The sequence below is a fragment of the Shinella sp. Sh6 genome, assembly GCF_055392685.1.
This window is the reverse complement of record NZ_AP044006.1, coordinates 537,218-558,800: the sequence shown is the minus strand read 5'-3', so window position 1 is coordinate 558,800 and position 21,583 is coordinate 537,218. Positions and strand designations below refer to the sequence as shown.

Annotated in this window: 21 protein-coding genes and 3 pseudogenes; 2 read left to right on the top strand and 22 right to left on the bottom strand. The window is 52.9% G+C overall.

Annotated features, from left to right (window positions below):
- Positions 1-11: 11 nt before the first annotated feature.
- The 4 genes from ACZ5TO_RS21100 to tnpA all read right to left on the bottom strand — a co-directional run bounded on the left by ACZ5TO_RS21100 (position 12) and on the right by tnpA (position 2,661).
- Positions 12-317 carry a hypothetical protein gene (locus ACZ5TO_RS21100; RefSeq protein ID WP_464801008.1) on the bottom strand — a complete coding sequence of 102 codons (306 nt, stop codon included), beginning with the start codon at positions 315-317 and terminating at the stop codon, positions 12-14.
- A complete protein-coding gene (gene tnpC, locus ACZ5TO_RS21095) occupies positions 317-1,882 on the bottom strand; it encodes an IS66 family transposase (protein WP_464800576.1) in 1,566 nt (521 codons plus the stop codon). Before tnpC ends, ACZ5TO_RS21100 begins: the two co-directional genes overlap by 1 nt.
- 72 nt (positions 1,883-1,954) lie before the next feature.
- Complete coding sequence (gene tnpB, locus ACZ5TO_RS21090) at positions 1,955-2,302, bottom strand: IS66 family insertion sequence element accessory protein TnpB (RefSeq protein WP_464800575.1); 348 nt, start codon at positions 2,300-2,302, stop codon at positions 1,955-1,957.
- Positions 2,299-2,661: an IS66-like element accessory protein TnpA gene (tnpA, locus tag ACZ5TO_RS21085; protein WP_464800574.1), complete on the bottom strand. Its 363-nt coding sequence runs from the start codon at positions 2,659-2,661 to the stop codon at positions 2,299-2,301. The genes tnpB and tnpA overlap by 4 nt, the downstream gene beginning before the upstream one ends.
- Before the next feature lie 75 nt (positions 2,662-2,736).
- Between tnpA and ACZ5TO_RS21080 the strand changes: the two are divergent.
- Positions 2,737-3,162 (top strand): annotated as a pseudogene (locus ACZ5TO_RS21080) (IS66 family transposase); the annotation flags it as partial.
- A gap of 31 nt (positions 3,163-3,193) precedes the next feature.
- Here ACZ5TO_RS21080 and ACZ5TO_RS21075 read toward each other — a convergent pair.
- Positions 3,194-3,271: pseudogene (locus tag ACZ5TO_RS21075) on the bottom strand (IS5/IS1182 family transposase); the annotation flags it as partial.
- A gap of 110 nt (positions 3,272-3,381) precedes the next feature.
- On the opposite strand from ACZ5TO_RS21075, the pseudogene ACZ5TO_RS21070 reads away from it, so the two are divergent.
- Positions 3,382-4,181: pseudogene (locus tag ACZ5TO_RS21070) on the top strand (IS5 family transposase).
- A 9-nt stretch (positions 4,182-4,190) separates the two neighbouring features.
- Here ACZ5TO_RS21070 and ACZ5TO_RS21065 read toward each other — a convergent pair.
- From ACZ5TO_RS21065 to wecB, 17 genes are all read right to left on the bottom strand, one after another.
- Positions 4,191-5,321 (bottom strand): aminotransferase class I/II-fold pyridoxal phosphate-dependent enzyme, encoded by a 1,131-nt coding sequence (locus tag ACZ5TO_RS21065; protein ID WP_464800573.1) that lies wholly within the window; start codon positions 5,319-5,321, stop codon positions 4,191-4,193.
- A 2-nt stretch (positions 5,322-5,323) separates the two neighbouring features.
- Entirely contained in the window at positions 5,324-5,950 is a 627-nt protein-coding gene (locus tag ACZ5TO_RS21060) for an acetyltransferase (RefSeq protein WP_464800572.1), read from the bottom strand.
- A complete protein-coding gene (locus tag ACZ5TO_RS21055; RefSeq protein WP_464800571.1) occupies positions 5,947-6,540 on the bottom strand; it encodes a sugar transferase in 594 nt (197 codons plus the stop codon). The genes ACZ5TO_RS21060 and ACZ5TO_RS21055 overlap by 4 nt, the downstream gene beginning before the upstream one ends.
- A gap of 1 nt (position 6,541) precedes the next feature.
- A complete protein-coding gene (locus ACZ5TO_RS21050; protein WP_464800570.1) occupies positions 6,542-7,765 on the bottom strand; it encodes a glycosyltransferase family 4 protein in 1,224 nt (407 codons plus the stop codon).
- 120 nt (positions 7,766-7,885) lie between these two features.
- The gene (locus ACZ5TO_RS21045; RefSeq protein ID WP_464800569.1) at positions 7,886-9,136 is read right to left on the bottom strand and encodes a lipopolysaccharide biosynthesis protein; all 1,251 of its coding nucleotides are present in this window, start codon (positions 9,134-9,136) and stop codon (positions 7,886-7,888) included.
- Positions 9,120-9,374, bottom strand: a complete 255-nt coding sequence (locus ACZ5TO_RS21040) for a DapH/DapD/GlmU-related protein (protein ID WP_464801007.1) — start codon at positions 9,372-9,374, stop codon at positions 9,120-9,122. Before ACZ5TO_RS21040 ends, ACZ5TO_RS21045 begins: the two co-directional genes overlap by 17 nt.
- 261 nt (positions 9,375-9,635) lie before the next feature.
- On the bottom strand, positions 9,636-10,853 hold the full coding sequence (locus ACZ5TO_RS21035; protein ID WP_464800568.1) for a hypothetical protein: 1,218 nt from the start codon (positions 10,851-10,853) through the stop codon (positions 9,636-9,638).
- Positions 10,853-11,764 (bottom strand): hypothetical protein, encoded by a 912-nt coding sequence (locus ACZ5TO_RS21030; protein WP_464800567.1) that lies wholly within the window; start codon positions 11,762-11,764, stop codon positions 10,853-10,855. The genes ACZ5TO_RS21035 and ACZ5TO_RS21030 overlap by 1 nt, the downstream gene beginning before the upstream one ends.
- Before the next feature lie 37 nt (positions 11,765-11,801).
- Positions 11,802-12,854 (bottom strand): pseudaminic acid synthase, encoded by a 1,053-nt coding sequence (gene pseI / locus ACZ5TO_RS21025; RefSeq protein ID WP_464800566.1) that lies wholly within the window; start codon positions 12,852-12,854, stop codon positions 11,802-11,804.
- Positions 12,855-13,391 carry an N-acetyltransferase family protein gene (locus tag ACZ5TO_RS21020; protein ID WP_464800565.1) on the bottom strand — a complete coding sequence of 179 codons (537 nt, stop codon included), beginning with the start codon at positions 13,389-13,391 and terminating at the stop codon, positions 12,855-12,857. It lies immediately after the preceding gene.
- A complete protein-coding gene (gene pseG / locus ACZ5TO_RS21015) occupies positions 13,388-14,458 on the bottom strand; it encodes a UDP-2,4-diacetamido-2,4,6-trideoxy-beta-L-altropyranose hydrolase (protein ID WP_464800564.1) in 1,071 nt (356 codons plus the stop codon). Before pseG ends, ACZ5TO_RS21020 begins: the two co-directional genes overlap by 4 nt.
- Complete coding sequence (locus tag ACZ5TO_RS21010; RefSeq protein ID WP_464800563.1) at positions 14,452-15,240, bottom strand: SDR family NAD(P)-dependent oxidoreductase; 789 nt, start codon at positions 15,238-15,240, stop codon at positions 14,452-14,454. Before ACZ5TO_RS21010 ends, pseG begins: the two co-directional genes overlap by 7 nt.
- Positions 15,237-16,880: an aldo/keto reductase gene (locus ACZ5TO_RS21005; protein ID WP_464800562.1), complete on the bottom strand. Its 1,644-nt coding sequence runs from the start codon at positions 16,878-16,880 to the stop codon at positions 15,237-15,239. Before ACZ5TO_RS21005 ends, ACZ5TO_RS21010 begins: the two co-directional genes overlap by 4 nt.
- Positions 16,881-16,885: 5 nt before the next feature.
- Positions 16,886-18,034, bottom strand: a complete 1,149-nt coding sequence (gene pseC / locus ACZ5TO_RS21000) for a UDP-4-amino-4,6-dideoxy-N-acetyl-beta-L-altrosamine transaminase (protein WP_464800561.1) — start codon at positions 18,032-18,034, stop codon at positions 16,886-16,888.
- The gene (pseB, locus tag ACZ5TO_RS20995) at positions 18,034-19,032 is read right to left on the bottom strand and encodes a UDP-N-acetylglucosamine 4,6-dehydratase (inverting) (protein ID WP_464800560.1); all 999 of its coding nucleotides are present in this window, start codon (positions 19,030-19,032) and stop codon (positions 18,034-18,036) included. The genes pseC and pseB overlap by 1 nt, the downstream gene beginning before the upstream one ends.
- 34 nt (positions 19,033-19,066) lie before the next feature.
- Entirely contained in the window at positions 19,067-20,272 is a 1,206-nt protein-coding gene (gene wecC, locus ACZ5TO_RS20990; RefSeq protein WP_464800559.1) for a UDP-N-acetyl-D-mannosamine dehydrogenase, read from the bottom strand.
- A 73-nt stretch (positions 20,273-20,345) separates the two neighbouring features.
- Positions 20,346-21,479, bottom strand: a complete 1,134-nt coding sequence (gene wecB, locus ACZ5TO_RS20985; protein ID WP_464800558.1) for a non-hydrolyzing UDP-N-acetylglucosamine 2-epimerase — start codon at positions 21,477-21,479, stop codon at positions 20,346-20,348.
- Positions 21,480-21,583: the final 104 nt, after the last annotated feature.

Sequence of the window (21,583 nt, the reverse complement as noted above, 5' to 3'; positions counted from 1 at the left end):
AGAGATGGAAGCTATAGGCCGCGTTTCATCTGATCAGCCATGATGCGGTCGATTATTTCAGGATCGCACTGTGTGTCGATGAGGAACTCGCGGATACCGCCGTTCCACGTCCTGATGTCGGCGAGTAGGCTTTGAAGTTCTTCGATGCCATTCTCCGTCAGACCCTTCGTGCCATCTTCACTGCCGTCGCTGACGTAAACCAGTTCGCCTTCGGAGATGTTGTCCGAGTTTGCGGTCACTTCTTCGATCAGTTCGAGGTTCTCGCCGATCATGCCGGCGACCTGGCTGAGCGTGTAGATGAACCTCGAGCGAGCCATCAGGCGGCCTCGCATCGAGCTTTTGCCTGCGTCCAGTTCCAAGGCAGCAGGTCTTCAATTCGGTCTTTGGGGTGATCCTGGATCCGGGTCAGGACATCGGTCAAATAGACCTCCGGATTATGGCCTTGCAGTTTGACCGTCTCGATGATGGTGAGGATGTTGGCGATGCGCTCACCGCCCTTGTCCGAGCCGGCAAACAGCCAGTTCTTCCTTCCAATTCCAAGCGGACGCATGGCTCGTTCAGCGATGTTGTTGTCGATTTCGACACGGCCATCGTCGATGTAGACGCTCAAGGCTGCCCATCGCGACAGGGCATATCGCATCGCCTCGGCCAGCCTCTGCTTCTGAGGCAAAGTCGAGAGTATCGCCTCGATCCAGGCCTTGAGTTCGTCCAGAACAGGCCGGGCATGGTGTTGGCGCAGGGTGCGCCGCTCGTCAGCCAACATGCCGCGGATACGGTTCTCGATATCGTAGAGAGCGTCGATACGTGACAGCGCTTCCTCAGCGATAGGAGACGGTTTGAGCTTTATCACATCATGGAACTTGCGGCGCACATGCGCCATACAGGCGGCTTCAATGATCTGGTTACCGTAGAGCTTCTTGTAACCCCCGTAGCCGTCGGCATGCATGACGCCGCTGAAGCTTGCCAGGTGATCAGCCGGATGTGCGCCCCTGCGGTCGGGGCTGTAGTAATAGGCAATGGCTGCGGGAGTGGCGGATTGATAGCCACTGCCGTCAAAGACGTAGACCCAGACCCTGCCGGTTTTTGTCTTACCCCGCCCGGGGTCGAGAACATCGACCGGGGTATCGTCCGTATGTATTCGGTCGAGTGCTGCGATATGGGCCCTGATCAACAAGACGAGTGGCGTCAGCAAAGCGGATACGCGGCCGACCCAGTCGGCCATCACGGATCGGGAGATGTCTATCCCCAACCGGTCGTACATCTCTGACAGGCGGTAGAGGGGAATGTGATCGTCGAATTTGGCGATCATGATATGGGCGAGCAGTCCCGGTCCGGGTTTGCCGCGCTCGATCGGCAAAGTCGGCATCTCGCCAACCACTGTCGTATCGCATTCTCTACAGATCATGCGCTTTTCGACATGCCGGACAATCTTGACCGACGCCGGCACGTGCTCCAGCACCTGGACCACTCTGTCGGTCGCCTTCAGGAATGACGTGCCACCACAGGTCGGGCAATTGCAGGGAGCCACATAGACCAGTTCTTCGGTGGCGAGATCATCGGGTAGAGGCTTGCGCTTTGGCTTCTCGGATGCGTCGTCCAACTCCGGCAGAGGAGTTTTCCCGGAGCGCAGTTCAGCCTCGGCGCGGGAGGCCTCGATCTCCTCCAGCATCAGTTCGAACTGCTCAATCTTCCTGTCGATCTTTTCCGAAGAGGCGCCATGCTGCCGATGTCGGAGCAGCTCCAGTTGCGCGCGAAGAAGCCCGATTATGGAGTCACGCTTGATGACTTCGGCTTCCTGGCTCTCAAGTTTCGCCGCCTGCTCGGCGACCAGTGCGCGCAAAGCAGTGAGCTCGTCCTGACTGTTCAGCGGCGCTGTTTCCATAACCGCAAATCTAGCCGATTTGCCTCTGGCGCGCCAGCATTAAGCCTCTGATGTCCCTGCAAAATATAGATTTTATCCCGTTCGACCAGGAGCAGATGTCCACGCTGGGCGACGCCAATCGATCCCTTCCACGAGCATGGAAAGCTGCGCCTGCGTCAGATGTGCGACACCTTCTTTCGCCGTCGGCCACGGAAAATATCCGCGCTCCAAAATCTTGTAGTAGAGGCAGAAGCCCTGGCCGTCCCACCAGAGAAGCTTGATGCGATCGGCGCGTTTTCCGCGAAAGCCGAAGATCGCGCCCGAGCCCGGCGCCTCCTTCACGACCGTTTCGACCAGCGCCGATAGGCCATCAATGCCACGCCGCATATCGGTCACTCCGCAGGCCAGATAGACCCGCACATTCCCCGATGGCCCGATCATGCCGCCTCCACGCAAGCGACCAGCGGGCCAAGCAGCTTTAACTCTACGTCAGCCGGAACCTTCAAGCGCCGACCGTTTCGAAGCAAAATCTCGACGATCGCCGGCCTGGTTGCCGCGGCAGAAGCCTGGCCTACGCCAACCTCCTGGGTAATTTCCACCGGGAGGAACACCGTCGGCCGATCGGCATAGTTGAATGATTGCCGCCACAAGCGGATCTGGCCCGGATGAATGTCGTGCCGGCGCGCCACATCGCCAATGCGAGCACCGGGCTCATCAGCTTCCGCAAGTATCCTCAGCTTCGCCTCGTCCGACCAACGCCGTCTGCGCTCGGTACCGGATATGATCTCCATGCGAGCCATGAAACCTCTTTGTTCTGGTATTAATGTCAGCACTATTGCTGGTTCTAATGCCAGAACATCGCCTGATTTGCCCCATCAGCAAAAACAGCTCACCAGACGCTCACCGTCGAAGAGCTGCACGGCTGGCTCCAAACCGAGCGGGCAAAGCTATCGCGCAGTTCTCCCGTCGCAGAGGCGATCGACTACATGCTCAAGCGTTGGGATGGCTTCACGTCATTCCTCGAGGATGGCAGGATTTGCCTGACGAACAATGCAGCCGAGCGCGCGCTCAGAGGCTTCGCGCTCGGCAGGAAGTTCTGGCTCTTCGCCGGATCGGACCGTGGTGCTGACCGTGCCGCGTTCATGGGGACACTGCTCATGACCGCCAAGCTCAACGACATCGATCCGCAGGCATGGCTTGCCGACGTTCTCGCCCGCATCGCCGACACGCCGATCACCAGGCTGGAGCGATTGCTTCCGTGGAACTGGCAGCAAGACACGCTGAACGCTCAAGCGGCATAACCCGCGGCCTCCACCGGAGGATTACGGCAGCGCCACGTGGCTTGTTGAGCAAAAGCGGCGGCAGGATCGACCATTCGTGGTCGGTGAGTTCATAGCGGCAGCGCGTCATCAGGGCTCCCTCATTCGAAAGCCTTGAATCATTATCCGCCCCAGCCGGCAATCGACTTTATGGGTTTACTGCCTAGGTAGGGGACTTATTCAAATTCTTGTCAAGATTGGATGATTCTGTTTCGGAATGGGTCTTGGGGCATGGAGGAAACCATGCGCGATCTCTTCTGGCTATCGGATGAAGCCTGGGCGGCATTGGAGCCGCACTTGCCGAAGAACCAACCGGGCAAACCCCGGGTGGATGACCGACGTGTCATCAGTGGCATCCTGCACATCCTGAAAACGGGTGCGCGCTGGCGGGACGTGCCACCGCAATACGGTCCGGCGAAAACGATCTATAATCGGTATGCCCGATGGGCGCGGCGCGGTATCTGGCAGCGCATCTTCGCCAAGGTAGCCGCTGCCGGATCGATCCCTGATGAACTGATGCTCGACAGCTCTCATGTGAAAGCTCACCGCTCTGCATCCGGCGGAAAAGGGGGGAGTGGACGCAAGCGGTCGGGGTCTCGCGTGGCGGGAGAACAACGAAAATCCATTGTATGGCCGATACTTGCGGCCGGATCGTTGCCGTCGCCCTGACGCCGGGAAACATCGCGGACATCTCCATGGCCCAGCCCATGCTGGAAGTTATCTCACCGACCCGCCGCCTGATCGCCGATAAGGCCTACGATGCCGATCGGCTGCGGCTTTGGCTTAGTGAACGAGGAATTGAGGCCGTTATCCCTGGACGGGCAAGTCGTGACGTAGTCTACCCACTCAATCGAACTGCTTACAGACGCCGCAACGTCATCGAGCGCATGTTTGGTAGACTCAAAAACTGGAAGCGCATCGCAACACGATACGACCGCCTCGCTGTCAACTATCTCGCCGCTATCGCCCTTGTTGCTCTTGCGACGCAGTGGCTTAAATGAGTCCCCTACCTAGCGCAACCTGTCTAGCATGGTGGCCACTCGATCAATCACCTCTCCTTGCTGCTCATCGGTCATGTCGCTTCCCGAAGGCAGGCAGAGACCTTTCTCGAATAAGCCCTCGTCAAGACCGCTCCCATGGTAGTTAGCGCCTGCATACAACGGCTGCAGGTGCATCGGCTTCCACAGTGGACGGGTTTCAATCTGGTGTTCAAGGAGCATCAATCGGATGTCTTCGCGGCTCACCCCGGTCTTGTCCGGATCGATGGAGAGCGCCGTGAGCCACCGGGTTGAACGGCAATTTGATGGCTCCGGCATAAATTCGACCCCAAGACCTTCTAGAGCGGCCTTATAGCGCGCAAAGACCTCGCGCCTACGTCTCACTCGGGCCTCGAGCACATGCATTTGCCCCAATCCTATCGCTGCGCAGATATTGGATAGGCGATAGTTATAGCCGTAGGTCGAGTGTTCATAGTGCGGGGCCGGATCGCGAGCTTGGGTTGCCAAGAACCGTGCTTGTTCCGCCCAGTGTTTGTGGCGAGTGACCAGCATTCCCCCGCCCGATGTAGTTATGATCTTGTTGCCGTTAAACGAAAGGATCGCGGCATCACCACCTGTACCCGATCTGCGATCCCCAATACTGGCACCCAAGCTTTCTGCGGAATCGACAATGAGGCGGACATCATACTTGGCGACAATGGTCTCCAATGCGCAGATATCTACGGACTGGCCATACAGATCGGTTGGCACCAAAGCCTTAGGTAGACGGTTTTCGACTGCGGCCCTGGCGAGCTCCTCTGAAACAAGCTCGACGTCGATAGTCCAACTCTTGCGATCAAGATCGAAGAAGCGCGGTGTAGCGCCGAGATAGTTTATAGGAAATATTCCACCTGCAAAGGTCATCGAGGATATCCAAACCTCATCGCCTGGTCCTACCCCGGCGATCCGCAAAGCCAGATGGAGAGCCGCGGAGCCAGAAGAAAGCGCGACACAATGCGCATCTGCCCCGAGATACTCACGCACGGAAGCCTCAAAGGCATCGAGCTGAGGGCCAAGCGGAGCGACAAAGTTTGAGGCAAAGGCTTCAGCTACGAACTGCTCCTCGTAGCCAGACATATGAGGACGGGAGAGGTAAATACGCATACTCAGTCCTTGACCAAAGGTCTTGCCGGATTGCCGACAACGGTAACGCCGGGGGGCACGTCGCGGACAACGACTGCTCCCATGCCGACTACTGCTCTTGAACCAATCTTGATACCTTGGCGGATGACTGCGCCCGAGCCGATATAAGCATGATTGCCTATGGCGACATTCCCGTTCACTTTAGCGCCCGGCGCGAGGGTGACGAAATCCCCAACGGTACAATCATGCTCGACATAGGAATATAAGTTAGCATGAAAACAGAGGCCTATGCGGATGTTGGAAGTCAATGTCACAAATGGTGAAAGGCACGCACCATCTCCAATAATGACTTCATCCATCTGCACGACGGAGGCGGCGCGAGCCTCGATTAGAGGGACGTCTGCAGCCGCGCATTTTTCAGCGAGGCACTGACGGATTGTTGACGAGGCGACGGCAATACTGACGAACTTCTGTCCGACGTCGCACCTCAGGAAGTCAGTCCAACTTACAATATCATGACCGTTCATTTTACCAGGCGCTTGCCAGTCATCTATGAACACGAGTTCAGCCTCAGGGCATTGTGCTCGAAGCAGCGGCATGATGCCTCGGCCGCAACCGGACGCTCCGTACACGCCGATTAACCTGCTCATGAGTTGCTCCCTTTAAACTTGGACATTGTCGCCTCGCCCGCAGCCGAAATGCCTTCCCTTTTCAGGACTTTGTGGAAGGTCAACCACATAATCTTGATATCCAGCAAAATGCTTCGGTTGTCTACGTACCAGACGTCCAGTGCGAATTTTTCATCCCAAGAGATCGCATTGCGCCCGTTCACCTGAGCCCAACCGGTGATGCCTGGGCAAACCTCATGGCGACGTGCCTGCTGCGGGGAATAGAGCGACAGGTATTCCATCAATAGCGGACGCGGGCCGACTAGGCTCATTTCTCCCTTCACAACGTTCAACAGTTCGGGCAATTCGTCGAGTGAGCTTGAACGTAAAAAACGGCCGAGCGCGCTGAGCCTTTCGGCATCAGGGAGGGGGGTGCCATTGGAATCAAACGCATCACGCATGGTGCGGAACTTGATCATCTGGAACGGCCTGCCATGGAGGCCGGGCCGGGTTTGGCGAAAAAACACAGGGGATCCCATCTGAGTGCGGATGAGCACCGCAACCACGATGAACACAGGCGAAAGTAGGCTCAGGCCGAACGTTGCGCCTAGGACGTCGAGCATACGCTTCATTTTACGATTCCGGCCCCGCGCCCACGACCCATTCAACCCATCTGTTTGCCAGCAGTTTGCGTGAAAACTGAGCTTCTGCAAGCCATAGGGCGTTGGCCCCTTTCTGCTTCAAAGCACGCCGATCCTCTGCCGCAGCAATTAACGCATCTGCGAAGGCCACAGGATCATCAGGTGGCACTACGAAGCCGCAATTCATATCGAGGATCATTTCAGCAAGCCAACCCGGATAGTTATTCAACACTGGCAAACCTGCAGCGATATAGTCGAAGAACTTGTTTGGCGACGTCCCGTAGTAGAAAGCAGGGACATTTCGCAGCGTCTGAAGACCCAAATCCGCACCAGCCATCAGCGCGTTGAGTTGTACTTTGGGTAAAGGATCAAGAAACAGCACGTTGTCAAGCTTTTCGCCACTAGCGCGCGTTTGTAGACGCGGCTTTTCCCGGCCTTGACCAATGAAAGCGATCTGAATATCGTTTCGGCCACGGTGCTTCAGCTCAGACGCCGCGTTCAAGACGGCATCAAGGCCGTTGGCGGGACCATGTGTGCCGGTGAAAATAGCTAGCAACTGATCGTCGCCAACGCCCTCTGGGCGCCACAAGGCGCTTGAACCTGAGAAGAGATCGATATCGCAGCCATTCGGCACCATTGCGATCCGCGATTTGTCGACACCACGGGCCGCGATGCCTTCAATGATACCAGGGGAGAGACCGATCAGCCGATCGGCGCAGCGATACGAAATCCATTCCAAAATGGACATTAACGAAAGTATCACGGGATTCTTGATGACACCCATAGCCTTCGGCAATTCTGGCCAAAGGTCTCGCACCTCGAAAACGAACGGTTTACGCCGCAGCCAACGCGCAATAATTCCAGGGATTCCAGCAGTAAGCGGGGTTGTGGTGGCAAAGATGACATCCACAGGCTCACGCAGCGCGACGCCGATCGAGTTAACCGCGAATTTTACAAATACAGCTACGCGCCGAACAAATCCCATATGGTTGGAGTAGTCGAGATCAAATTCGATAACATCAATCCCATCAACACCCCCTCGTCGACGCCCCTTCTCAAACGGCCCGTAAAGCCCAGTCTTGCCTTGGGCATAGCTGCCGCAAACCATCGTGACACTGTGTCCAGCCCGAATGAGTGCCTGCGCCATCTCGTAAGATCGAGTTCCAGCTGATCCTTGTGGCGTTGAGAAGTGCTGGTGGAAGTACAATACTCTCACGCTTCCCTCGCGTTTGTATGAGTTTCCAAGCCGAATAGACCTGCTACCATCTGACTTTTTTGAGTTTCGCGCGAAGCCACACCAAAATCCACTCTACTCTCAGTTTCCTAAGCCCTAGCTCTACTGGCAGCGATCAGTTCCAGTGCCTGTCTGGATAGCGACAATTATAACAACACTGTTATAGGCGCCGATGGAAAAGACAGCGAACGCGGCGAGGGTCGCAAATGCAGCTCCGATTGCCCCAAACAAGTAGACAAGACATATATTAGCTATCAAACCGACGATCGCGCTTTTTATCGCGAGCTTGGCAACCAGTGGCGTCATATCGAAGGCACTCAAGACCGGGACGCAAACCTGGTAGCCGGTCCGAACTACAAAAGCGGCGCTGACTAGTAGACCCAGGAAAATTAAATCCATCTTTCCAAATCCTATATCTATTTTCAGAAAATAATAAAATACATAGGCAATTAAAATTAATGCAATGGCAATACACCACGATGAAATATAAATAAGCCTCACCCAAAAATGATAAAAACTAAAATATCTCTCCTTATTAGCCACAATATGAGGTGACCAAAGAAGTGAAAAACTGTCGAATAACATGCCTATTGCCGAACCAACAATATAAGCCTTACTATAAGAACCGACATCTTCCAAGGGAAACCAGGCAGACAAAAAAAATCTATCGCTTACTCCGTTTGCTAACGCAACGATTTGCATCAAAAAAAGAGGGGAAACGTATGATACAACTTTTGAATATGAAAGTATTGCCTTTTTTGTCGCTATATCATTCTCCTGCAATTTCCAACTGATTAGAGCAGCAAGCAATGACGAAACTAAAAGCGCAACAATAAAGAACGGGCCTACTGGCAAGATCGGAGGCGCCATAAGAAAACACAGCATTCCGAGAAAAATGCACCCTGGACGAAGAAGCTCACCCGCTGCATACGCCTTAAGATTGTTCGTGGCGCGAGCTACAGCGCTGCCCGATGCCAGGTGTGAAGCTGCCAACCCCGAAAGCGGCAAAAGTGCAAACCACGCAAAAGGCGAATCGGGACCCAAGATAAGAAAAATCACAACTCCAGCCAACAATGCGAAGGCCAGCATTCCTACATATAAATGCGCAACAGCACTCAAGACCGCCCCGGCACCGAATTCGTATGTATAGCGCGTGAACGCAGATTGGAGGTTCAATCCGAACACACAAATTGCTGCCATAAAATATGCTTGACTAATGCTGATAAACCCAAAATCAGTATCCGAAATATTATAAGCCAGGGTTAAATTTAGCGCCAAAACAAGCAGTTTCGAGACGATAAGCGCAGCTGAGTACCCAGCGGCAAGTCGTGCTAACTTATATAAATTTGCCATGATGCTTTAGGCTCCGGTAGTGCTCCGCGTCCCGAAACTTTATCGGCCTCGCGGGATTTCCGCCGGCTATTGCAAGGGCGGGAACGTCTATCGCAACCACGGAACCAGCTTGAACTATAGCACCTTCGCCAATGGTTACACCGGGCAGAACCAGCACGTTCAATCCTATCCAAACGTTATCGCCGATCTGGACGTCACGGACCAAGACAGAAGTGTCGTATGGTAGTGCATCGCCCATATAATTGTGGCTTTGCGTCAAAACTATGAGTCCAGCTGCCGAGTGAAAGTTGTCACCGAAGGTAACCATGCCTCGACCATACGTTCGGACGCCATTAAAGTTAGCATTCTTTCCAATACTTACTCTGGAGCCAAACCTCGACCAGCCATTTATATGAAGCTCGCGCCTGCCGTGACGACAGACAGCGCGCCGACCGAAGGCAAAGCGATAGAGCGCTTGCCGCAGCATATGTAGTAGCATCTCTCTATCTCTCTAAGGGCGTCATACAGCCTGCGAATCTTCCAATCTACGCACGGAAAGCAATTCTTTCCCGAGGGAATTGACCGGCATAGTTATCGCAAAATAAAAACAAGACAACGGAAAATAATTTACTATGAATCCACCAGATTGCGACAGTGAAATAAAACAATACGAAGATAGAACTATGAAGAAATCGAGTATCTTAAGCCTACTATATCGAAATAATCCAAACATCAATACAAACATAAAAGGAAGACCCAACTCAAGAATCATTTGTAGCGGCATATTATGTATACTTTTTATCAAAAAAAGATCCTTACTATTAACTTTTTGCAGAAGTGCAATACTATTTCCGGATCCTATTCCTAAACCAAAACTCCTCGCGAAATCGGCAAGTGCGTAGGATGCGGCATTTGCGCGCACATCGATGGATATAACGGAGGACACATCATCTCTGTATCCCAAGACTATCAGCGCGCCGCGGGTCAACTGTTCAGCGATCTTGTTCAACGCGCTCGTTGCGAGCAGAAGCGCAATGAGCACAATTGAGATTGATGCGAGGGATACGACCAACCCTTTCAGCGAATTTCCCCAATGCTTCTTGTACCAGTATGCCGACGAGTACCAAAACGCTGCATACGCCATGCAACCCCACAGTGCAGCACGCGATTCATTAATGCCCATTAAGGTCAAAGCGGCTAAATGCACGGGAAACATTTGGCTTACATCGCCGGCGCGTATTGCCAGGATGAAGAAAGCAGCGAGAGCGAGCGAGGCATCATTCTGGTTCCAATACCATCCGGTCACCCCCCTCCCGTTCGTATTAGGCAGATCGAAACCTGCGAAATATTCGACACTCATTAAAACAATTAATACCACATAGAAAACTCTGAGCATATGGTAAAAATCAAACGGACTCCTGCAGAAATACTCATATGACATAAAGAATAAGAATAACATTACCAAGTAATGACTCATGAATACAACTTGAAGGTGCGATAAAGGATATCCACCGACGGCAATGCTAAGAATCTGAAAGACGAAGAAAACAAAAACGATAGATATAAACCACTGCAATTGGCTTTTCTTGCTTAGAAAGAATATAAAAAAAGCAATGGGAAGCATAATCCTAAATAAAGTAATATCTGACTCTGGCCCAATCCTCAGAACGGCATTCAAGAACGCGACCCAGAGGAAAACGTTAGTCCATATATCTCTTTTTGAGAAGAGCAACATCATTAAAGTTCTACTTCGGTCACGTGGATCGCCGGAGCTTTTTTTAAGGCATCTACGATCACAGAGATATGAGGAATACGTGGATTACCATAGAGCGACAACAAAGGAAACGCGTGGACTCTACTTTCCGGGAACAACAGAGAAAGTGAAAAAAGCGCCGTGGAAACGCATGAATAGATCGCTTCAGGTGGCTCCGCTCGAGAAAGAAACTCAAGCTCTATGAGTGTTTCAAGTTGCAGGACTTTTATACCGGGAATGGCGTCTATGCGGTCAAGCGCTACCCGGCATTCGGCGCGATGTGCCACGTACGTCAAATCGCTTGCAGCCTGCGACACGACTAGGCGGAGCAATGAATGATAAGCGTCTTCAGTAACGTATCCCTTTTCGACAAGGGGCTGGCCTATGAAATAGGTGCCAATTGCGGGCTTTTGGCCCGCGCAAAATTTAGTTTTAAGGGCTTCGAAATTGTGCCTGACACAGTGCTGCTGTGCTATGGCCTCGATTGGAAGAAAGGTGAAGACGTCTCTCGGCTTGCCTGCGTTCCGCATCAAATCTTGGGCGAGTAATGTGGCCACGCCATCATCGAGGAGAGATATCGGGCCTCTAAAAAATGTTGCGACGACCCTGATAAACCTCGAAAAATAGCTTCCAACAAATACTTTTTCATATTTGTGAAACAGAAGGTCGCGCAAATGCCACAACGCCAAGATCATTGCGAAACGCTGACCAACATGTGCCTTTAATAACCTGCAGTTCAGGCCGAGCTTTCTCGCTAACGATACGGTCTGTATGTCGTTGCGACCAACTCCGGTGAGGCGGAGAATGACAATATTGCCGCTGTCATAGCCGACTGCCTCATATGCGCACAGAAGCTGGAGTGGGGTTTCCACAATGGCCAAGCTGCATTTGTTCATATCATTGAACCTAAAGATATTCGCTACTTCAATCTTTTCAGTTTTTTTGAATCATCTCCCAGAGTAAAGGCTCCCCACGATGCAATTCCCTGGCAGCTCGATAACCAAGTACAGTTTCCATGTACTTTGGTGCTAACCCATAACCAGGTCGTATTGATCGCACGTTCGACGTTGTAATTTCCCCCCCTTCTGGGATGTCTTCAACAACGAACAACGAGCGGCGAAAAACGACATTGCTGCGCTCGCTTGATTTTCGCTCATAGTCGACACGCCCCAGTGCATCCCAGCTAGTACGGACCATATTGCACAACTCGCGTAAGTCGTGCGGCTCCAGCGAAAAGCTGTCATCAGGTCCGCCGCCATTCCGATCCAGCGTGAAATGTTTCTCAATTATAGAAGCCCCCATCGCCACGCTTGTCACTGCCGTGATGTTGTCGATGGTGTGGTCGGACAGTCCTACAACGGCGCCGTAATTCGCAATCATATCCGGGATGGTACGGAGATTGTAATCCTGTGGAGGCGCAGGGTAGCCACTTACGCAGTGCAACAACGCCAGCTGAGTGCAACCGGCACCGCGTGCAGTAGCAACTGCCTCCGCAATTTCCTTGTCGTCGGCCATCCCTGTCGAGATGATCATTGGCTTTCCCCTCGACGCGATGTGCTTAATCAGCGGCAAATCAATTGCTTCAAAGCTAGCGACCTTGTAGGCCGGCGCTCCCAATTCCTCCAATAAATCTACCGCGGTGCTGTCGAAGGGCGAAGAGAAAAGGGTTATGCCAATCCTGCGAGCCTCGGCAAAAAGTTCTCGATGCCATTCCCACGGGGTAAAGGCTTCGCTGTATAGGTCATAAAGGGTTCTTCCATCCCAGAGCCCACCCTTGACCTGAAACAGCTCGCTATCGCAGTCTATGGTTATCGTATCCGGGCGATAGGTTTGGATTTTTACCGCGCACGCTCCAGCCTCCTTGGCTAAGCGGATAAGCTTTAGAGCAGTATCAAGGTTTCCGTTGTGATTCGCTGAGATCTCCGCAATAATGTAGGGTGGGTGTCCGGACCCAATCTTCTGGCCATCAATCTCAAACTCAGGCATTTAGTTGCGCTCCATCGTCGGTGTACTAGTATCACGCGCGCCGGGAAGAGATCGTAGCTCGCGAATGAACCTTACGTAGCCATTGGCTAGTACAGAAGCTTCAAGCGGTACAAAGCCGCACTTCACAAAAACGCGCCTCGAAGCTTCGTTTTCCACGGCAATATCAGCAAAAAGTGTCCTGATACCTAGCTGCCTTGCCTGAAGACAGCCAATAGAAAGGGCGCTACTTCCAAAACCCATCCTTCGGATATCGCTGAGCAGAGCGATGCTCACGCGATGACTGACTTTATCCTCAAGTGGGTCGAAACGCAGATAGCCAAGCCACCTCGCATCATGTTCGATGATCATGAAATGGCGGCTAGGGTCGGCTATAGCACATCCAAACCATACCAAGTGGCTTTCGTATGTTTCCGTTTGAGACACCGATTGTATGGCGGCACTGCCATGTAAAGCCTGCCGACAATCCCAAATCTGCTTGGCGTCGGCGAGCGTTGCCGGACGTAACACCAGCCCACTTTCTGAGGGCCGCCGGCTCATACGCCTTGCCCCAACATTTCAGCAGCGACGCGATCGCACCCGTAACCATCCGTAACTGATCGCGCCCTGAACGACATACCTTCGAGATTGGTCAATACATCTCTGCTATTCAGGAAATCCATCAAACGCACTTTCCAGCCGTCATTGCCGATTTCCCCTAGAAGCAACGCAGCGCCGGCATCAGCGAGCGCGACTGCGCCCGGACGCTGATTGGGCGCCAAGACTAGTATCAACGAAGGTACTCCGAGACAACAACGCTCCCAAGAGGTCCCGCCGCCTGCCCCGATGGCGAGATCGGCCTTTGCCATCAGCCCCGCCATATCACTTACATCCACCAGAACTTCGGTTTGCCAAGGCATTCGCGCCGCCAAGTCGGTCACATGCACAAGCGTTGGAGCGCGGCTGCCCATTACCACAGTTATTCGCATATCTTCGGGTAGATCAATACCTGCCAGCACTTGAAGCACGCTAGCAGTTGCATCGCCAATATCCGTCCCGCCCATCGAAATCATCACGTGCCCTATTCCGCTTGTCTGGCGCTGCGCAAGCGCAGATTTGCGGCACCTGCTAAATTCTGGTCGCAGAAGCGCATAAGTGGGGCCGATCAAGCGGCGACACTCCATAGGGACAAGCCTGTCATAGTCCGCCGCTAAACGTCCAAGGTTTTGGTCAAGTAGAAGGTCTGCTACATGTAACCGATCAGCCAAGTCGTCAATCACAAACAGTCGCGTTGGACCTACCCGCAACGCGCGGTGCCACCGGTAGTCTAGAGCGTAATGATCAACCACTACCCAATCTGGTGGTTTAATAATTACATCGCACGTTTCAGATGCATCCTGTTCCAAGCCACTTCCGGCTCCAACTTTTGGAGCCTTCAGCAAGGCTATATCAAAGCCCTCTGCAGTGATTTTATCGGCCAAGTGACCAGGATATGCTCGCGAAATGAATTGGCAAAATGCGCCGCGTTGGCGTAACGCCCCAGCCAAGGCCAAACACCGCATGACATGGCCGTTGCCAATTTCAGGTGAAGCATCGGTACGGAAAGCAACCGTTGGGGTGGCTACCATGCAGTCCATCCCCCATCGATAGGGAGAATGGCACCCGTGATAAATGATGCTGCGGGAGAAGCCAGAAATGAAATGGGTGCGGCAACCTCAGCGGCTCGCCCTAATCTCCCCAGCGGAACCCTGTCGAGAAGACGTTGCATCAACGCCGGCGCACGTTCATAGGCCTCCGGCGACGGAAACGGTCCTGGCGCTACTGCGTTGCAGCGAATTCCTTGGGAGCCGAGTTCGACGGCCGCGTAGCGGGTGAGCTGAGCGAGACCGGCTTTTGCCGCCCCATAGAAGGGTGGATTGGTTCCTTCAGGGCTGTCGTAGTTACGGGGATCGGGACTGACCAAGCCATACATCGATATCAAATTAACGATACTAGCGTCGCCACTCTCTACGACGGCTAGGCGCAAATGTGGGATCGCTAATTTTATTAGCCGATGTGCGGCAACCACATTGATCTCATAGGTCGACCGAAAATCTTCAGATGTCGCAGTCTCTAAATTACCGCCCCTACCTGAATGAGCATTGTTCACCAGTATATGCAACGGACGATTTCTGCCAAAACTACTGAAGAACGTTTCTACCGCTTGTTCATCAGTCAAATCGAAATTCGCGGCCTCTGCCCGCAAACCACGTTCCTGTAGCTGGGCAACGAGTTTATCGCAGGAATCGCCAAATCTTCCATTAATTAAAACCGTTGCACCTGCCGCTCCAAGCGCAAACGCAATTTCACGACCGAGAAAGCCTGTTGCGCCGGTGACAAGCGCCACCCGACCACACAGAGACGCACTCACTTTTCCACCCTATCACGAGATTTCCATTGAGAAGGGTCTAGTGACTTAACTGATAGTACAGGTCTAGCTTGTGTTAGCGTTTCAAGCTGCTGTTGGGTCAAAAGCGGCTGGTTCGCCGACATCAAGACCTGTTCAAGCTGCCTTACATTGTCGAACCCAACGACAACACCATCGATCCAGTTATGGCTTCGCAAGAATGCCAAGCAAAGCGCAGCGACGTCCTCATATCCGGTAGCTGCAGTTTGCGCGATGAGCCATGATCGTATTTGAGTTGCATTAGGCACATGAGCGCACTGCCAAGCTTCGAGATCGTCTGACAAGAGCAACCCCTGTAGAAAAGCACTGCGCACATGAACGGTCAGCCGACGTTGATCTCGTAGCAAGCGCAGCATATTAATCGCTGTTTCCCAGCGGTAATCAAGTATATTAAAGGGAATCTGGACGTGCTCAATGTTGACGTCCTTTATTGCTAAAATTAGCTCTTCCGGAGTTTGGACAGAAACACCTATTGTATTCAGCAAACCTTTTTTTTTCCAGGTTTTTAGAATCTCAAATACATGACCACCCCACATCCCAATATGTGCGGCACGGTGCAAGAGAACAGTGTCGAGCGCCTTGCGCTGCAATGCTATACAAGAGGCACGCAAGCTGTTCTCGGCTATTGCTTCCGCCAACTCGGGGGCAGCATTAGGGGAACATTCGGCCATAGGTGAGAGCTTTGTAACAATCCTACAGCGTCCAGACCAACCAGTCGCATTGACTTTTCCAACTACGTCTTCGCTACGACCATAAGCCCGGGCCGTATCCAACCAATTGATGCCTGATGCGATGGCGATCTTGATCAATTGCATGCTTTCGGCTTCGTCGGGCTCGTTGGCGCGCACAATACCGTAGGGCATGCCGAATTGGGCTGTCCCCAGCACTAATTTATCGGCGGATCGTTCGGGCCAACATTTATCACCCCATATCCGCAACGAATGTACAATATCACGCCAGCTCACTGAGACAGGATCATGATTGCGTGGGAAGTCATGTAACAGCTGGAGATAATCATCAAGACAGTCAATCGTACACCGTGTATGGCCGCGATTCATACCTGCGAATTTGTCGAAGATGAAACTTCCTTTTCGAGCCCTTATCCAGGGCATAACATGCTCCCGCTCGAAGGGCGTTTTCGCTTCGATGCCAGCTTGGCGAATAATCCCAACCCGCGAGACTTCTACAGAACAACCGTGGGGCAAGCCGGATGCAGGATCCGAAGTGGTGAGGTAGTTAAGGCCCCGACGCCTAAAGTCGGCGACCACCTCTGCGATCAACTCCCCATCCGGGACCAAGTTGTCGGCGGTCAAGCGGACGACTATCTCATCATCCTGACAACCTTCAAGCGCCCCAACAAATCGACCAAGGACGTCGTCGAGCGCCCCTCTATAACACCTCAATCCATGGATATTCGCCAATTCCGCCAGGGCGTCGTCGGATCTCCCAGCCGATGTGGCAAGTATTAGTCGATGTCCCCGATTGGCTGCTCGCTTTGCGGCCAACACAGCTATAGGCGTACCGAGAAAATCTAATAACACTTTCGCGGGGAGCCGAGTTGAATTTGTCCGGGCCTGCATCACAATGATGATATCTTGCGACATGTGCCTCAACCAACGACGGACTTAACTGCTGATATCACCGCGGCCTGCTCATAATCACTCAAACCAGCATGCAGCGGAATTGAGATGGCGCGAGAATAGTAGTCTTCAGCTTTTGGAAAATCACCCAAATTAAAGCCAAGTTTCCGATAATATGGCTGTAGGTGGACCGGTATGTAGTGTAGATTTACCCCGATACCGTTGGCGTGAAGGGTCTCGAATACTTGGAGATGCCGCGATTCGTCGCGCAGACGGATCACGTAGAGATGCCAGGACGATTCCGCGCCAGGCAATCGGCCTGGTAGTTCGATTGGCAAATTCTTGAGACCAAGATCGTAGTGATCCGCAATAGTGCGTCGCCGCGTGATGAAATCATTAAGCCGGTCAAGCTGACTCAATCCAAGTGCAGCCTGCAACTCGGTCATTCGATAATTCCAACCGAGTTCCAGTTGCTGATAATACCACGGTCCATCAGGCGCATGTGTCATCTGCTCAGGGGCGCGGCTAATCCCGTGGCTGCGCAGCCGCTCCATCCGTGCGGCAAGTTGCGCGTCGTTGGTAACAGCCATGCCGCCTTCGGCAGTGGTAATGATTTTTACCGGATGAAAACTGAAAACAGTGACGTCGGAATAGACTCCGCTTCCCACAGGCAAACCCTGGTATTTTGCTCCGATTGAATGGCTGGCATCCTCGATAAGCCGCACTCCGTAAGCTCGCGCGAGGGCTGCAATGCTGCTCATATCGGGAGATTGGCCGCACATATGCACTGCGACAATGATTTTTGGCAATCGGCCAGCTGCCTGCGCGACCTCAAGTTTTGACGCCAAAGCATCGCAACACATATTGAAAGTGCTAGGATCAATATCAACAAAGTCCACATCAGCCCCGCAATACCTTGCGCAATTTGCGGAGGCGACAAAAGTGATTGGAGAGGTCCAGACGAGATCACCTGCCTGTAGATCTAACGCTAGACACGCGATATGTAGGGCCGAAGTGGCGGAATTGACAGCTACAGCATAGTGCGCCCCCACTCGCTCGGCCAGGGCTTTCTCAAATCGCGAGACCACAGGCCCTTGGGTTAGATAGTCGGAGCGCAAAACATCCGTAACCGCCTGGATATCCTCCTCGCTAACAATCTGGCGTCCATATGGAATCATCAGATTGTTCCTATCTTCTTGAAATTCGCTTTGATCCAGTCAGATAGCTCAGCTTTATCCATCCACGTATCGTTGTGATCACTTGTATACGTGAAATCGTCAGAAACCCTGCGCCCATCTTTAATGCGCTGAGGATCATCAGCCCACTGGTTGATGTTGGGCAAAATCTTGTAATGTTCGTCGTACTCGTAAGTGTACGGACCATCCTCTTTGCCGATCATCTGCTCATGAAGCTTCTCACCTGGCCGTATGCCAACGATAGTATGCTGTGCGTCAGGCGCGATAACCTTAGCGATATCCATTATGTTCATGGATGGGATTTTTTTGACATAAATTTCGCCCCCTACCATGTCGGAGAATGCATGCCAGACAAGCTCAACACCCTGATCTAGCGAAATCATGAAACGCGTCATTCGGGGATCTGTGATCGGCAGCACGCCCTTGTCCTTTATCGACATGAAAAAGGGAATGACCGATCCGCGTGAGCCCATGACGTTACCGTAGCGCACCACCGAAAAATGGGTATCGTGTTCACCAGAGTAAGCGTTCCCGGCTACGAACAGCTTATCAGACGCAAGCTTTGAGGCACCGTACAAGTTAACCGGGCTCGATGCTTTGTCTGTGGACAAAGCGACGACTTTTTTTACGCCGGTGTCAATCGCCGCATCGATCACATTCATCGCACCATTCACGTTTGTTTTGATGCACTCAAATGGGTTGTATTCAGCTGTTGGCACGATTTTGGTTGCCGCTGCGTGCACGACGTAATCTACACCATCAAAAGCCCGGTACAAACGCTCACGATCCCTTACATCTCCGATAAAGAATCGGACACGGGAATCGCCTTCAAACTTTTTGCTCATATCCCACTGCTTCATCTCGTCGCGTGAGAATATGATAATCTTTTTGGGATTGAACCGCTCAAGCGTCATTGGCACAAACGAATTGCCGAACGATCCGGTACCACCGGTGACTAGAATGGTGCTATTCGTTAACATTCGCAAAATTCCGTAGGTTTATACTGTCATTCATTCAGCGGCTCCAACTTCCCCTGGTGTCGATAATAGTCCCTTGTAGCGGAACGGTGCGTTTGAATAACGCGTGGTCTACCAACAGGACGTGGATATCTGCTCTAACCGAAGCATCTTCAAACGTTGTTAGCTCGATTCTGTCAACGAATGGAGGTATGTCTTGATCAATGTACGGCTCAACACCAAGAATACTACAAGCCTCCCTCTCTGATAACCTTCGCGCAATTTCCAACGCCGGGCTTTCCCGCAAGTCATCAATGTCTGGCTTGAAAGCAAGACCATACACAGCCACCGTCACGTCCCGCGCTGTTTTGCCTGGATGTTCGATCAGATGCGCACCGATTGCCGCATGGATCTTGTTCAGTACCCATTCGGGCTTGCTGTCGTTGACTTCGCGCGCAGTTCGTATGAGGCGAGCCTCCTCACGGGCAGAGGACACGATGAACCATGGATCGACGGCAATGCAGTGCCCCCCGACGCCGGGCCCGGGTTGCAAAATGTTCACTCTGGGATGACGGTTAGCAAGTCGAATTAGCTCCCACACGTCTATTTGAAGCCGGTCGCAGATCAATGAAAGCTCATTAGCAAAGGCGATATTTACGTCACGGAAGCTGTTTTCCGTCAGTTTCGCCATCTCGGCAACATTTGGGCCACTGGCAATAACGCACTCGCCCGTAACAAAGGCGCTGTAAAGTGCCACAGCGCAGGCGGAACAGGTCGGCGTCATGCCGCCGATCACTCGGTCATTCGTGATTAGTTCCTGCATAACCTTGCCGGGCAGCACGCGTTCGGGGCAATGCGCAATACGGATGTCGGAAGCTTCGCCCGCATCCTGTGGGAAACTCAGGTCCGGGCGTGCCTCCGCCAGCCACCCTGCCATAGCCTCGGTCGCGCCGACAGGTGAGGTAGATTCGAGGATCACGAGGTTGCCGGGTCGCAAGACCGGAGCGATCGCCCGTGACGCGGATTCAATGTAGCTAAGATCAGGTTCGTACTTGGCACCCTTGAACGGAGTGGGTACGGCAATAAGGAAGGCGTCGGCTGGTTCCGGCTCTGTGGTGGCTCGCAGATAACCTTCCCGCACTACCGCCCGCACCAGAATGTCGAGATCAGGTTCCACGATGTGAATCTCGCCGCGGTTGATACTATCAACCGCGGCGAGATTCACATCGACACCGACGACCTCAATCCGTCGCGAGGCGAACATTGCAGCTGTCGGGAGCCCGATATAGCCAAGCCCTATAACTGAAATGCGTTTTAAAGATACTCCGGGCATCACTTCATACCTTGTCGAGGCCAAAAAAATCGAGAATTGCGTTACGGATACGCTGCGCAGCTAAGCCATCGCCATACGGATTGTGCGCTCGGGCCATCATCCCATAAGTTGAAGCGTCATCCAAAAGAGCCGAAGCCCAACGAACAATCTGAGCAGAGTCAGTGCCCACCAGCTTAACTGTGCCGGCGTCGACCGCCTCAGGGCGCTCCGTCGTGTCGCGCATTACCAAGACAGGCTTACCCAGCGAAGGCGCCTCCTCCTGCACCCCTCCCGAATCGGTTAAGATAATGTCAGCACGACGCATTAGATGAACGAATGGCAGGTAACCCTGCGGCGAAATGAGACGCACCCGCTCCAAAGCCCCAAGCTTGGATTCGACCGGACCCTTCACGTTTGGGTTTAAATGTACTGGAAATACAATCTGAACGTCCTCCCGTTTAGCTAGCGTAGCGAGAGCATCGCAAATTCGCTGAAAACCGTCTCCAAAGCTCTCGCGTCGATGCCCAGTTACAAGGATCATTCGCTTCGATGGATCAAGCCCGAAGGCGATATCGAAACCCTCGCTCTGCGCCTCGTTGCTTTTAAGTCGAAGCTCAACCTCTAGCAGCGCGTCGATCACAGTGTTGCCAGTCACTATGACCGCTTCAGGCGCCACTCCTTCGGCGATCAGATTGGCCGCTGACATCTGGGTCGGCGCGAAATGTAAACGTGCGATAGTCCCGGCGACCTTGCGATTAATCTCCTCGGGCCAAGGAGAGTAAATGTTGCCCGTACGCAGACCTGCTTCGACATGACCAACGGGGATTTGCTGATAATACGCAGCAAGCGAGGCCGCAAGCGTGGTCGTTGTATCGCCATGGACAAGCAGCAGATCAGGAGAAAATTCTTCCAATATCGCCTTAAGGCCGACAAGCACCGCCGTAGTGATTTCCGTGAGCCCCTGTCCTGGCTTCATCACGTTGAGGTCGTAACAAGGAGCTATCTTAAACAGACCCAACACTTGGTCGAGCATTTCCCGATGCTGAGCCGTGACCGCTACTTGGACATTGAGGTCAGGCGATTCATTCAGCATTTTATAGACTGGCGCCATCTTGATGGCTTCCGGCCTTGTCCCAAATACTAACAGGACCTTTTTCATTTATAACTCAGACAGTTCACATACGTGTTCAAGTTCGCCACCTACATTTGCCCCAAAACGGCGTCTCGTATTGAATCAAAGTCAGTGGCTGTAACCGCGTTCCG

Coding starts and splice junctions, on each gene's coding strand:
- pseC (WP_464800561.1), bottom strand. CDS start 18,034: ATGATTCCATATGGACGCCAGATTGTTAGCGAGGAGGATATCCAGGCG.
- ACZ5TO_RS21030 (WP_464800567.1), bottom strand. CDS start 11,764: ATGAACAAATGCAGCTTGGCCATTGTGGAAACCCCACTCCAGCTTCTG.
- ACZ5TO_RS21060 (WP_464800572.1), bottom strand. CDS start 5,950: ATGAGCAGGTTAATCGGCGTGTACGGAGCGTCCGGTTGCGGCCGAGGC.
- tnpA (WP_464800574.1), bottom strand. CDS start 2,661: ATGGCTCGCATGGAGATCATATCCGGTACCGAGCGCAGACGGCGTTGG.
- ACZ5TO_RS21055 (WP_464800571.1), bottom strand. CDS start 6,540: ATGAAGCGTATGCTCGACGTCCTAGGCGCAACGTTCGGCCTGAGCCTA.
- ACZ5TO_RS21005 (WP_464800562.1), bottom strand. CDS start 16,880: ATGTCGCAAGATATCATCATTGTGATGCAGGCCCGGACAAATTCAACT.
- ACZ5TO_RS21100 (WP_464801008.1), bottom strand. CDS start 317: ATGGCTCGCTCGAGGTTCATCTACACGCTCAGCCAGGTCGCCGGCATG.
- ACZ5TO_RS21020 (WP_464800565.1), bottom strand. CDS start 13,391: ATGAGCCGGCGGCCCTCAGAAAGTGGGCTGGTGTTACGTCCGGCAACG.
- tnpB (WP_464800575.1), bottom strand. CDS start 2,302: ATGATCGGGCCATCGGGGAATGTGCGGGTCTATCTGGCCTGCGGAGTG.
- wecB (WP_464800558.1), bottom strand. CDS start 21,479: ATGAAAAAGGTCCTGTTAGTATTTGGGACAAGGCCGGAAGCCATCAAG.
- pseI (WP_464800566.1), bottom strand. CDS start 12,854: ATGCCTGAGTTTGAGATTGATGGCCAGAAGATTGGGTCCGGACACCCA.
- ACZ5TO_RS21065 (WP_464800573.1), bottom strand. CDS start 5,321: ATGCGTATTTACCTCTCCCGTCCTCATATGTCTGGCTACGAGGAGCAG.
- wecC (WP_464800559.1), bottom strand. CDS start 20,272: ATGTTCGCCTCGCGACGGATTGAGGTCGTCGGTGTCGATGTGAATCTC.
- ACZ5TO_RS21040 (WP_464801007.1), bottom strand. CDS start 9,374: ATGGGCGATGCACTACCATACGACACTTCTGTCTTGGTCCGTGACGTC.
- ACZ5TO_RS21035 (WP_464800568.1), bottom strand. CDS start 10,853: ATGATGTTGCTCTTCTCAAAAAGAGATATATGGACTAACGTTTTCCTC.
- pseG (WP_464800564.1), bottom strand. CDS start 14,458: ATGGTAGCCACCCCAACGGTTGCTTTCCGTACCGATGCTTCACCTGAA.
- pseB (WP_464800560.1), bottom strand. CDS start 19,032: ATGTTAACGAATAGCACCATTCTAGTCACCGGTGGTACCGGATCGTTC.
- ACZ5TO_RS21045 (WP_464800569.1), bottom strand. CDS start 9,136: ATGGCAAATTTATATAAGTTAGCACGACTTGCCGCTGGGTACTCAGCT.
- tnpC (WP_464800576.1), bottom strand. CDS start 1,882: ATGGAAACAGCGCCGCTGAACAGTCAGGACGAGCTCACTGCTTTGCGC.